This window comes from Nocardia spongicola (assembly GCF_047200775.1).
In the GTDB taxonomy this organism is placed as follows: Bacteria; Actinomycetota; Actinomycetes; order Mycobacteriales; family Mycobacteriaceae; genus Nocardia.
Genome location: NZ_JBJZOO010000001.1, coordinates 1,019,984 through 1,032,197 on the forward strand (window position 1 = coordinate 1,019,984; position 12,214 = coordinate 1,032,197).

General features: G+C 64.9%; 13 protein-coding genes. 1 reads left to right on the forward strand and 12 read right to left on the reverse strand.

The window, feature by feature from the left end; genetic code table 11:
* The first annotated feature begins 191 nt into the window (after positions 1-191).
* Positions 192-398 carry a DUF5988 family protein gene (locus tag ACL02S_RS04405; RefSeq protein WP_412800953.1) on the forward strand — a complete coding sequence of 69 codons (207 nt, stop codon included), beginning with the start codon at positions 192-194 and terminating at the stop codon, positions 396-398.
* A gap of 241 nt (positions 399-639) precedes the next feature.
* Here ACL02S_RS04405 and ACL02S_RS04410 read toward each other — a convergent pair whose 3' ends face one another.
* From ACL02S_RS04410 to ACL02S_RS04465, 12 genes are all read right to left on the reverse strand, one after another.
* A complete protein-coding gene (locus ACL02S_RS04410; RefSeq protein WP_412800954.1) occupies positions 640-1,392 on the reverse strand; it encodes a YebC/PmpR family DNA-binding transcriptional regulator in 753 nt (250 codons plus the stop codon).
* Between the two features lie 108 nt (positions 1,393-1,500).
* Positions 1,501-2,151 carry a pyridoxal 5'-phosphate synthase glutaminase subunit PdxT gene (gene pdxT, locus ACL02S_RS04415; protein WP_412800955.1) on the reverse strand — a complete coding sequence of 217 codons (651 nt, stop codon included), beginning with the start codon at positions 2,149-2,151 and terminating at the stop codon, positions 1,501-1,503.
* Positions 2,152-2,364: 213 nt separating this feature from the next.
* The gene (locus tag ACL02S_RS04420; protein WP_412800956.1) at positions 2,365-3,186 is read right to left on the reverse strand and encodes an acyl-CoA thioesterase; all 822 of its coding nucleotides are present in this window, start codon (positions 3,184-3,186) and stop codon (positions 2,365-2,367) included.
* 120 nt (positions 3,187-3,306) lie between these two features.
* Positions 3,307-4,227, reverse strand: a complete 921-nt coding sequence (gene pdxS, locus ACL02S_RS04425) for a pyridoxal 5'-phosphate synthase lyase subunit PdxS (RefSeq protein WP_412800957.1) — start codon at positions 4,225-4,227, stop codon at positions 3,307-3,309.
* Positions 4,228-4,368: 141 nt separating this feature from the next.
* On the reverse strand, positions 4,369-5,412 hold the full coding sequence (locus ACL02S_RS04430) for an NUDIX hydrolase (protein WP_412801103.1): 1,044 nt from the start codon (positions 5,410-5,412) through the stop codon (positions 4,369-4,371).
* Positions 5,412-6,536 carry a glycosyltransferase family 4 protein gene (locus ACL02S_RS04435; RefSeq protein WP_412800958.1) on the reverse strand — a complete coding sequence of 375 codons (1,125 nt, stop codon included), beginning with the start codon at positions 6,534-6,536 and terminating at the stop codon, positions 5,412-5,414. Before ACL02S_RS04435 ends, ACL02S_RS04430 begins: the two co-directional genes overlap by 1 nt.
* Entirely contained in the window at positions 6,533-7,501 is a 969-nt protein-coding gene (locus ACL02S_RS04440) for a phosphatidylinositol mannoside acyltransferase (RefSeq protein ID WP_412800959.1), read from the reverse strand. The genes ACL02S_RS04435 and ACL02S_RS04440 overlap by 4 nt, the downstream gene beginning before the upstream one ends.
* A gap of 88 nt (positions 7,502-7,589) precedes the next feature.
* A complete protein-coding gene (gene pgsA / locus ACL02S_RS04445; protein WP_412800960.1) occupies positions 7,590-8,285 on the reverse strand; it encodes a phosphatidylinositol phosphate synthase in 696 nt (231 codons plus the stop codon).
* 23 nt (positions 8,286-8,308) lie between these two features.
* Positions 8,309-8,908, reverse strand: a complete 600-nt coding sequence (locus tag ACL02S_RS04450; RefSeq protein ID WP_412800961.1) for an ATP adenylyltransferase — start codon at positions 8,906-8,908, stop codon at positions 8,309-8,311.
* Positions 8,909-8,978: 70 nt separating this feature from the next.
* Positions 8,979-11,042 (reverse strand): threonine--tRNA ligase, encoded by a 2,064-nt coding sequence (gene thrS, locus ACL02S_RS04455; RefSeq protein WP_412800962.1) that lies wholly within the window; start codon positions 11,040-11,042, stop codon positions 8,979-8,981.
* A gap of 176 nt (positions 11,043-11,218) precedes the next feature.
* Positions 11,219-11,839: a (2Fe-2S)-binding protein gene (locus ACL02S_RS04460; RefSeq protein WP_412800963.1), complete on the reverse strand. Its 621-nt coding sequence runs from the start codon at positions 11,837-11,839 to the stop codon at positions 11,219-11,221.
* A 2-nt stretch (positions 11,840-11,841) separates the two neighbouring features.
* Positions 11,842-12,198 (reverse strand): TIGR02611 family protein, encoded by a 357-nt coding sequence (locus ACL02S_RS04465; RefSeq protein ID WP_412801104.1) that lies wholly within the window; start codon positions 12,196-12,198, stop codon positions 11,842-11,844.
* Positions 12,199-12,214: the final 16 nt, after the last annotated feature.

The window sequence follows — 12,214 nt, forward strand, 5'->3', positions numbered from 1 at the left end:
ACGGCAGAGAACAGACGAGACATAGAGATGCGTACGAGACATTGCATACGAGATATAGGGCAAGATGGCAACTAAACCAAAGACCTGTTCGGGGCCATAATGTGCAATGCAAAGCAAACTATTAGCTAATCGGAATCCATCGCATTCCGAATCCGCCACGGGCCGGTGGCTCCCACTTCTACCATCTGAGAATGAGCACTATTGCCAAAGCTGTTCTCGAAGGCGGTCCGCACGATCTGCCCACCCGTATCGTGCCGATCACCGCACCGGAAGGCGAGTTGAAGGTCCCGTTCCGGGACGGGTATGAACACTTCCTGCTCACGCAGCGGGAGCGGGACACCAAGGAAGGTCGGTTACGTGTCTACGAATGGTGCGACCGCACCAAGATCGCGGAGTAGACCGAACCCTCCGCTCCGGTAGGCGGCAGCGTCGCCACAGCCGTATCCGAGCACATAACCCCTCGGTCCCGGTACCGATAGGCAGCGCGCTCGGCTTCGACCCGGCGGTAGCGCGGCCCTGGTTCCGGCCGTGTCTGCCGAGCGACGGTACGGGTGCCCGAGATCCGGCCCGCCGTTGCGAGATCCGGGTTCGCGATGACCACGGGACCCGGCCCGCTCACCGCGAACTACCGGATACGCCCTAGTCGTCGAGTTGCGCGAGTACTTCGTCGGAGATATCGACGTTGGTGTAGACGTTCTGCACGTCGTCGCTGTCTTCGAGGGCGTCGACCAGTTTGATCACCTTACGAGCGCCATCGACGTCGACCGCCACCGATACCGAGGGTTGGAACCCGGACTCCGCGGAATCGTAGTCCAGCCCGGCGCTCTGCAACGCGGTGCGCACGGCGACCAGGTCGCTGGGCTCACTGATGACCTCGAACGACTCGCCGAGGTCGTTGACCTCTTCCGCACCTGCGTCGAGCACCGCGAGCAATACATCGTCCTCGGACAGACCGTTCTTCTCCAAGGTGACGATGCCCTTGCGGTGGAACAGATAGGCCACCGAACCGGGGTCGGCCATATTGCCGCCGTTGCGCGTCATCGCGACCCGCACCTCGCCCGCGGCACGGTTGCGATTATCGGTGAGGCACTCGACCAGCACCGCGACACCATTGGGCCCATAGCCCTCGTACATGATGGTCTGCCAGTCGGCGCCGCCCGCCTCCTCGCCACCACCGCGTTTACGGGCGCGCTCGATATTGTCGTTGGGTACCGACGACTTCTTCGCCTTCTGGATGGCGTCGTACAGCGTCGGGTTGCCATCCGGGTCACCGCCACCGGTCCGGGCCGCCACCTCGATGTTCTTGATCAACTTCGCGAACAGCTTGCCGCGCTTGGCGTCGATCGCGGCCTTCTTGTGCTTGGTGGTGGCCCATTTGGAGTGGCCGCTCATTCCCTACTTCCTTCAGGTCGATGGCACGTCTGGTGGTGTCCGTTACCAGCACCGCCGGACGGACAACTTCTTCAGCCTACTCGGACACCTCTTCCGTAGCGGCCCCGGCTAGGCCGCCAGGACCAGGTCCACGAACAGCCGGTGCACCCGCAGATCACCGGTCACCTCGGGATGGAACGAGGTCGCGAGGACATTACCTTGCCGTACCGCCACGATCCGGCCTGCGGCGGGGCCATCCGCGACGGTGGCGAGCACCTCGACATCCGGACCTGCCCGCTCGACCCATGGCGCGCGGATGAACACCGCGCGGACCGGTCCATCAGTCAAGCCCGCGAAGGAAAGATCAGTCTCGAACGAATCGACCTGGCGACCGAACGCATTGCGGCGCACCGTCATATCGATACCGGACAGATGCTCGGCGTCCGGCCGGGTATCGAGCACTTCCGAAGCGAGCAGAATCATGCCCGCGCACGAACCGAAGGCGGGCATCCCCTCCCGCAGCCGAGCGCGCAGTGGCTCGAGCAACTCGAAGGCGCCGAGCAGCTTGCTGATCGCTGTCGACTCACCGCCCGGCAGTATCAGCGCGTCCACCGCGGCCAGCTCGGTCGCCCGACGGACCAGGACGGGCTCGGCGCCGCACCGCTCCAGCGCCGCGACATGCTCTCGGACGTCACCCTGTAAGGCGAGCACCCCGATGGTGGGACGAGACTGCGTCTGTTCTGCGTCGGCGGCGGATGCGACGACCGGGGTAACGTTCACGCCGGAAAGCTTACGAGCCGTACTGATGTGGGCGTACTCACAGCCGTTATCGCATACGCGGTCGCTTCGACTTCTTCTCCAGCCCGAAGGCGGTGGATTCCGGGTTCGCACCCGAGGTTTCCTGTGTCACACCACGCCGCGCCGATGCCCCGGCGTTCCGCTCGGTGCGCGACAGCAGACGCGGCGCCAGGGCATTCCCAGGACGCACACCGTTCAGCCCTCGCGGTGGGTACGGATCAGCCCTTCCTGAACCACGGCGGCGACCAGCGCACCCGCGCGGGAGAAGATCTTGCCGCCGGTCAGCGCGCGACCGAAACCGGCCGAGGGGGAGGACTGATCGTAGAGCAACCACTCATCGGCCCGGAAAGGCTGCAAGAACCACATCGCGTGGTCCAGAGAGGCGTTCTGGGTCCGCTCATCGGGATGGGTGACCTTCGAAGAACCGAGCAGCGTCATATCGCTCATATAAGCGAGGGTGCACACATGCACCAGCGGATCATCAGGCAGCTGATGCCGGTAACGAAACCACACCTGCTGCTGGGAAACCATCCCGTCCCGCTTGGACACGTCTTCCTGGGGCACCATACGGATGTCCCAGTGCTCCCATTCCCGCATCATCCACAGCCGTTCGGGGCTCATCGTGGTGCTCGCGTCGGGCAGCTCCTCCGGCGCGGGTACCTCGGGCATATGGTCCTGATGCTCGGGCCCCTCATCGCCTGCGTGAAAGGAAGCCGCCATGGTGAAAATCGCCGCGCCGTCCTGGATACCGGTCACCCGCCTGGTGCAGAACGAACGTCCGTCCCTGATGCGCTCGACCTGATAGACGGTGCGCTCCTGCGGATTCCCCGGACGCAAAAAATATCCGTGCAGTGAGTGCACCTGGAATCGCGGTTCCACCGTCCGAACTGCCGAGACGAGAGCCTGGCCGGCAACCTGCCCGCCGAACGTACGCGGGAGCTGGGTCTTGGTGGACGCGCCGCGGAAAATGTCCCGCTCGAGCCGCTCTATCTCCAGCGCTTCTTCGATTGTCGCCATGCGGTGAGACTATCCCGGCCACTGCCGCCGATATCGCTCGGCTACAGCTGATGCCGGGTAGGCCGCTGCTACCTGCGCAGCGGCCTACCCGTCATGCTGTCGTACTCAGCGCAGTTGTGCTCACCAACCGCGCTCGGCCAGCCGATGCGGCTGCGCGATGTCCTCGACATTGATCCCGACCATGGCCTCGCCGAGGCCACGCGACACCTTGGCCAGCACGTCAGGATCATCGTAGAAGGTGGTGGCCTTGACGATCGCGGCGGCGCGCTGCGCCGGATTCCCGGACTTGAAGATGCCGGACCCGACGAACACGCCCTCGGCGCCGAGCTGCATCATCATCGCCGCATCGGCCGGGGTGGCGATGCCACCCGCGGTGAACAGCACCACGGGCAGCTTGCCGGTCGACGCGACCTCACGGACCAGCTCATAGGGCGCCTGCAACTCCTTCGCCGCGACGAACAGTTCGTCCTCGGGCAGAGACGCCAGCCTGCGCAATTCCTGGCGGATCTTACGCATATGTGTGGTCGCATTGGACACATCGCCGGTACCCGCCTCGCCCTTGGAGCGGATCATGGCCGCGCCCTCGGTGATACGGCGCAGCGCCTCACCCAGGTTGGTGGCGCCACAGACGAACGGCACAGTGAAGTTCCACTTATCGATGTGGTTGGCGTAATCGGCCGGGGTGAGGACCTCGGACTCGTCGATGTAATCCACACCGAGGCTCTGCAGAATCTGCGCCTCCACGAAGTGGCCGATACGGGCCTTCGCCATGACCGGAATCGAGACGGCGGAAATGATGCCATCGATCATGTCCGGGTCGCTCATCCTGGACACGCCGCCCTGCGCGCGAATATCGGCCGGAACGCGCTCCAGCGCCATCACCGCGACCGCACCGGCATCCTCGGCGATCTTGGCCTGCTCCGGCGTGACGACATCCATGATCACCCCGCCCTTGAGCATCTCGGCCATACCGCGCTTCACACGGGCGGTGCCAATGGTCTGGGTGGTCTCGGGGCTGGTCACGGCAAACTCCTGAGTCATGTGCGCCAATCGGTCGCGCGGATTCGAACACTACGATTCTAAGCGGCCACCTGAGGCCACTTGATAGCCAGTTGTAGCGCACTGGCCTGGTACGGACTCGACGATGGCTCTTCTGGACGAGAGCACCCCGTATGCAATCGGTCAGCGGATGGAGCGCACTTCCGGCTCGACGACACCAGAGGCGGCTACCGCGGCCTCGGCCAGCAATTCGTCCAGGTGATAGGGATACACGATTTCGCCGGCGCGATCCAAGGCGACGATATCCGCGGCCGTGCACCATTTGTGACCGGTGATACAGCGACGTTCGATCACGGTCCGGTTCGCCGCGCGCGGTTCGAAACCGCGCACCCGCAGGCTGAAGAACAGCTCTTCGGAACGAATCAGCTCACCGTTGAAGGGAAAGACCGCGACCCGCCGCCAGATCGGTCCGCGCAGGCCTGCCGGATCCGCCTGGTATCCGGTCTCCTCGAAGAGTTCCCGTACCGCCGCGCCACGCAGGCTCTCCCCCGGCTCCACCCCGCCACCGACTGTGAACCAGAACGACACCTCCGGTGTCTTGGGGTCGTTTCCGCGCATCAGCAGCGTTCGATCGTTCTCGTCGAACAGCACGATGCGCGCAGCGGTCCGGACGGTGTCGACAGAGAGACCAGTGGACGCGGCAGGTGTAGCGCGCTCGGTGATCTCGAAGTAGGACGGCAACGGAGCGGTGCCGCCGAGGTGCAGAATACGTACCAGACGCCGCGTGCGCAGCGCGAGCGTATCGCGTACCGCGTCGTTGTGGAAGCGACGAGCGATCAGCACCCTTGCCTCGGCATCGGCCAGTTCGGCGACCAGTTGCGGGCGCAACATACCGATATCGACGGCCGACAGCGCGGTCGAGAGCTGGTTCTCCGCGGTCTCCCGTTCAGTGCGGTCTACCCGCTCGGCCCGGTCCGCCAACGTGGTCAACCGTCCGGCTTGCTCCGTCAGGACCGGGTCCGATACCGGTCCCGCGATGGCCATGGCGACCGATCTGGCCACCACCGACCGCCGGGCCAAGGCCGCATCGAGCGCCTGCCAGGATTGATCGGAACGCACATGCAGCCGATCGAGCCGGTTCGCGGTCGAATAAGCCCAGAGACCGACCGCGACGACCAGCGCGGCCAACAACCCGAGAACGAGAACGGTGGTCGCGGAGAAGGTGATCATCCAGCGGCCCGAACTCTGATGTCGCCCACGGTCACCGTCTCGTAGACGCGCAGGATCTGTTCGGCCACCACCGGCCAGTCGTACTCGCCGACCACCTGGGTCGCGGTACGCACCAGTGCTTCCCTGCGCACCGTATCGGTGAGCACGGTATGCAATGCGGTGGCCAATGCCGCCGAATCGCCGACCGGAACAAGCATGCCTGCCGTACCGTCACGCAGCACCCGGCGGAAGGCGTCCAGTTCACTGGCGATGACCGCGGTTCCCGCGGCCATCGCCTCGATCAGGATGATGCCGAAGCTCTCCCCGCCCAGATTGGGCGCGACATAGACATCCGCGCTGCGCATCGCGGACGCCTTCTCCGCATCGGATACCTGACCGAGGAAACGCAGATGTCCGGACAGCTTGCCCGCCTCACGGCGCAGCCGGTCCTCGTCCCCGCGGCCGACGATGAGGATCTCGATACCGGGATGCTCGCGCACCAGCTCGGGAAGCGCGCCGAGCAAGACCTGCATCCCTTTCCTCGGCTCGTCATAACGGCCGAGGAACAGCACCGTGCCGCCTGCCCGTGGATAGCCCGGCAGCATCGGCGCCCTGGCGAACGCGGGAACATCGACCCCGTTGGGGATCTCCACCGCGTCCGAGCCGAGCGCCTCCACCTGCCAGCGCCGCGCGAGCTCCGATACCGCGATACGGCCGGCGATCTTCTCGTGATAGGGCCGAAGCACGCCTTGAAAAGTGCTCAGCACCAACGATTTCGTCGTCGAGGTGTGGAAAGTCGCGACAATCGGGCCCTCGGCGATCTTCAGTGCGAGCATGGACAAGCTCGGCGCGTTCGGCTCGTGGATATGCAGGACGTCGAAGTCGTTGCCATCGATCCACCGGCGAATCCTGGTATAGGCCGTCGGCCCGAAGGACAATCGGGCCACCGATCCGTTGTACGGAATAGCGACCGCGCGTCCTGCCGACACCACGAATTCCGGCAGCGGGGTACCTTCCGACGCGGGGGCGAGCACACTCACCTTGTGCCCGCGTTCGATGAATACCCGTGCCAGCTCCACCACATGTGCCTGCACCCCACCGGGGACGTCGAACGAGTAGGGGCAGACCATGCCGATCTTCATGGCGAGACATCCCCCTGCTCGGCCCGGATACTCGTCTGCGCGGCATCGATCACAGCTCGCCGTCGTGGCGACAGATCGTTCTCCCACAGCGGTTGCAGCATATGCCAATCCTCGGGATGCTCAGCGATATTCGCCGCGAAGCGATCCGCCAATTGCTGTGTGGCAGCGGCTACCCCACCGGAAACATCGAGCGGCCGCTCGGTTTTCAGTCCCCAGCTCTCCCGGCCCTGCGCATCGACCTCGAACCACGCGTGCACCGGCATCAGCGCCGCACCGGTCTCGATGGCCAATTTCGCCGCGCCTGCCGGCATCCACGTGCGTTCTCCGAAGAACTGGACCGGAACGCCTTTACCGGTGAGATCGCGCTCACCCATCAGGCATACCACCTTGTTCTCCCGCAGCCGTGCCGCCAGCTGACCGAACGGCGGCTGTTCGCCGCCGGTGAGGGGGAATACTTCGAAGCCGAGGCTCTCCCGATAAGCGACGAACCGCTCGAACAACGATTCCGGCCGCAGTCGCTCGGCCACAGTGGCGAAACTGCCGTAGCGCTGCACCAGCCAGACGCCTGCCATATCCCAGTTGCCGGAATGCGGCAAGACGAAGATCACCCCGCGCCCCTCGGCCAGTGCGGCGTCGAGCAACGGCACCCCGTCGACCCGGTAATCGATCGCGGAATGGTCCATCGTGGGAAGCCGGAAGGCCTCACGCCAGTACCTGGCGTAGGACCGCATGCTCGCGCGGATCAGCTCGTCCGGTACCTCGGCAGGCGATACCCCGAGTACACGAGCCAGGTTGCGCCGCAACTGATTCGGTGCCGCACCGGCGCGATACTCCCGGTTGGCGCGCCGGGCAGCTCGGTCACCACCCCAGTCGAACAACCGCCGAGCGGTCGAGTCGGGTAAGGCACGCACCAACTGCCAGCCCGCCGCGTACCCGGCGGTGCCGAGCTGTTCCCCGAGGCTCATCGACACCTCTCCATTACTCGTCCACGACCGAGAGACACGGCGGCCCGGACGCCACCTGTGATCGGTCGGCGCCCGATACTGGATGAGGTCACGACGAAAGTCCCGTGGTGCCTGCGGTTCCCGTGCTCGAGTTCTGCGGCTGTCCCGCCGGGATCACGGTGCGCGCTCCCGGTGAATTACGCACCGCGAGTACGCGCTGCACAACAGTCACCATACTGAGCACAGCGAGTAACCACATGGCCACGTGCACCGCGTAGGTGAGCCACTCGATATCCCAATAGCCGCCGATGCCGGTGAGCCCGGCACCGACAAGCACGATGATCAGCCGGTCCGGTCGCTCGATGAGTCCGCCGTCCGCGGACAGGCCGCTGGCCTCGGCGCGCGCCTTGGCATAGGAGATCACCTGGGAGGTCACCAGAACGATGAGCGTGGCGACGAACAGCGGCTTGTGCTGTTCCTGATAGACGGCCCACCAGGCCAGACCCCCGAAGATGGCGCCATCGGCAAGCCGGTCGCAGGTGGCGTCGAGCACCGCCCCGTACTTCGTACCACCGCCGCGCGCCCTGGCCATCGCTCCGTCGAGCATGTCGAACATGACGAACAACCAGATCACCATGGTTCCCCAGAACAGGTGCCCGGTCGGGAACAGGGTGACCGCGGCGGTGATCGACGCGGTGGTGCCGAGCACCGTCATGACATCGGGAGTGAGTCCCGTGCTCACCAGCATCCGGCCCAGCGGCGCGGTCGCTTTGGCGAACACCTCCCGACCGAAGAAACTCAGCACAGCCGATCCGCTCTGTCGCTCATCTACGCCTCCTTCCAGGCCGCCGAGAGCAGCGCCCTGGTCTCCCGCAGCAGCTGCGGCATCACCTTCGCTCCGCCGATCACGGTGATGAAATTCGCGTCACCACCCCAACGCGGCACGATGTGCTGATGCAGGTGATCGGCCAGCGAACCGCCTGCCACCCCGCCGAGATTCAGCCCGACATTGAAGCCGTGCGGCCGGGAGACCTTCTTCATCACCCGGATCGCCTGCTGGGTGAAGGCCATCAGTTCGGCACTCTCCGCCTCGGTGAGATCCTCCAGATCCGCCACCTTGCGGTACGGCACTACCATCAGGTGCCCCGGATTGTACGGATACAGATTGAGTACCGCATACACCAGTTCGCCGCGGGCCACGACCAGCCCGTCCTCATCGGACATCTTGGGGATATCGGTGAACGGGTGACCGGTCGAATCCTTGGGGCTGGTGGCCGCCGACGCGATATAGGACATACGGTACGGCGTCCACAACCGCAGCAGCCGATCCGGTTCCCCGGCGCCGGTGTCCACAATGCTGCCCCCTTCGGCGGAAGTCCCGTTCTCGTGCAGATCCGCGAGCCCGTCCGATACCGTACGTTCGCTCATGCTGTACCTCCTCCGGCATGAGCGGAGCCCTCCATGGCCACGCTGCGCTGCCGCCTCCGGGCCTGACCGCTCATGCCCCGCCCTTGTTCGCTGATCGGATCGCAAAGCCCTCGGCGGTCGGCGAACTATTCTCCCGGTGCGCGATCCACTCGGTAATGGTGGCCACCGCATCGTCCACCGGCACCCCGTTGACCTGGGTTCCGTCGCGGAAGCGGAAGCTCACGGCGTTCGCGTTCACATCGCGTTCCCCGGCGAGCAGCATGAACGGGATCTTCTGCGCGGTGTTGTTGAAGATCTTCTTCTGCATCCGGTCGTCGCTGCGATCCACCTGCGCGCGGATGCCGGCGCCGCGGAGCCGTTCTATCACCTGATCCAGATGCGGGGCGAAGGCTTCCGCGACCGGGATGCCGACGACCTGCACCGGCGCGAGCCAGGCCGGAAACGCACCGGCGTAGTGCTCGGTGAGCACACCGAAGAATCGCTCGATCGAGCCGAACAGCGCGCGGTGGATCATCACCGGTCGCTGTTTGGTGCCATCGGATGCGGTGTACTCCAGCTCGAACCGCTCCGGCAGGTTGAAATCCAGCTGGATGGTCGACATCTGCCAGGTCCGGCCCAGCGCGTCCTTGGCCTGCACCGAGATCTTCGGCCCATAGAAGGCGGCGCCACCCGGATCGGGCACCAGCTCCAGACCGGAGGCCGAGGCAACCTCGGCCAGAGTCGCGGTGGCCTCTTCCCAGATCTCCTCGGAGCCGACGAACTTCTTCGGATCCTTGGTGGACAGTTCGAGATAGAAGTCGTCGAGTCCGTAATCCTTCAGCAGATCCAGGACGAACCGCAGGGTATCGGTCAGCTCGGCGTGCATCTGCTCTTTGGTGCAGTAGATGTGGGCGTCGTCCTGGGTCATGCCACGCACCCTGGTCAGGCCGTGCACCACACCGGACTTCTCGTAGCGGTAGACCGAACCGAATTCGAACAGCCGTAGCGGCAGCTCCCGATACGACCGGCCACGGGAACGGAAGATCAGATTGTGCATCGGGCAGTTCATCGGCTTGACGTAGTAGTCCTGGCCTGGCTTGCGGACGGTGCCGTCGGCGTTGAGTTCGGCATCGAGATGCATCGCGGGGAACATGCCGTCGCGATACCAATCCAGATGGCCGGAGACCTCGAAAAGATGCCCCTTGGTGAGGTGCGGGGTGTTGACGAACTCATAGCCCGCTTCGACGTGCCTGCGGCGCGAGTACTCCTCCAGCTCTTTGCGGATGATGCCGCCCTTGGGATGGAACACCGGAAGACCGGATCCGAGTTCCTCGGGAAAACTGAACAGATCCAGTTCCAATCCGAGTTTGCGGTGGTCGCGGCGCTCGGCCTCGGCGAGTAAGTGCATATGCTCGTCGAGCGCTTCCTGCGATTCCCACGCAGTACCATAGATACGCTGCAGATCCTCGCGATTCTGGTCGCCTCGCCAGTACGCGGCCGAACTGCGGGTCAGCTTGAAGGCCGGGATGAACTTGGTGGTCGGAATGTGCGGACCGCGGCACAGATCGCCCCAGACCTTCGCGCCGGTACGCGGATCAAGGTTGTCGTAGATGGTCAGCTCCTTACCGCCGACCTCCATGACCTCGGGATCGTCGATACCGGACTTATCGCTGATCAGCTCCAGTTTGAACGGCTCTCCGGCCAGCTCGACCCTGGCGTCGTCGACCTCGACCACCCGGCGGGAGAAGCGCTGCGCACCCTTGACGATCTTCTTCATCCGGGATTCCAGCTTGGTCAGATCCTCCGGGGTGAACGGTCGCTCGACCTGGAAGTCGTAGTAGAAACCGTCCTTGATATAGGGACCGATGCCGAGTTTGGCCTCGGGAAATTCCTGCTGCACCGCTTGGGCCAGCACATGCGCGGCAGAGTGCCGGAGGACATTGCGGCCGTCGTCGGTGTTCGCCGCCACCGGCTCCACATCGATATCGACCTCGGGAACCCACGACAGGTCCTTCAGTTCTCCGTCCGCTCGCACGACGACGATGGTGTCCGGCCCCTTGACCGGAAGTCCCGCTTCGCGCACCGCGGCGCCCGCCGTCGTCCCGGCCGGCACCCGGACGAGGGCGACTGGGCTGATGGGGGCTGAGGTGGTCACGGCTGCGCTCTCCTTGGCGTTCTCGGGTGCGGGCAGGCTCCCGCCGAATCGGTGACCGATCGCGTATTCGCTCCGGCGCGACCATGCTATCGGCACCGTGCGACCTACGTACCGATGGACCGGCATCAGCGCAGCGGCACGTACCACCGATCAGGCGAAGCGAGCAGCCGGACAGCTCAGTCCCGCGCGGCGAGGCCCTCCAGCAATGCTTGGCGTTCAGCAGCCGGTCGTTTCGGACAGCTGGTGCACAAGGCACAGCCAGGCACCTGGAATACCAGGCAGCATGAGATACGTCGCACGAAAGTGCGTCCGCCGATCGCTACGAACCGTGGCACCGGGAGCGCGCCACCGATTTCGGCGGCCAACCGCATTCCCGCCTCCGGTGCCCCGGCATCGATCGCACGATTACCGATCGCATCGGCCACGATCGCCCATAAAGCAGCCGTCCCCGCGCCGGATACTTCGGTGACCGGCGGGACCACAGCGGCCAGGGTTTCCCCTAATGCCCCGGCATGCGCGGAGCAATCTTCCTGTATACCGCCGGTCAGGATGCGCACCCGTTCGATGCCGCCATCAGCGCGGACTTCGCAAGACAGCCGATCCAATGTGGCTTCGGGGGCTCGCTTATCGTGCGCGTACGCCCGCACGATGAGCTCCACCAACGCCGAGGCGGCCATAGACCACCACAGCGTGCCCGCGACGCGCAGCGACGTGGTTCCCCACGAGTGCCCCAGCTCCGTGATCCGAGCGGCCAGCCACTCAGGCCGGGTAAGCGTCCATCCCGGGACGACAGTCACCGTTACAGAGGGCTGCGCAGCCATTCCCATTCGACTCCGATCCAGCTACCCACGATCCCGAATGTTCCGAGTACCCACAGAGTCACCATGACCAACACAAAGGTGCCCACCGTCGTGAGCACCTGTATCCACGGCCCCCGAGCCGAGTACCAGGCCATACCGCTGCGATACCGGTTTCGTAACCACCTGAGCACCCCACGTGCCCAGGCGAACTCGGTGGCGAGAATACCGAGTCCGGCGAACACGATCGCCCAGCCAGGACCGGGATACGGGATCGCGAGAACACCGACCGCGAGCACAGTCACACCGACCACCGCGACCCCGGCCCGATAGACGAGGTAAAGCATAGGTCGGCGCATGAGCCCGGCCCGGAAG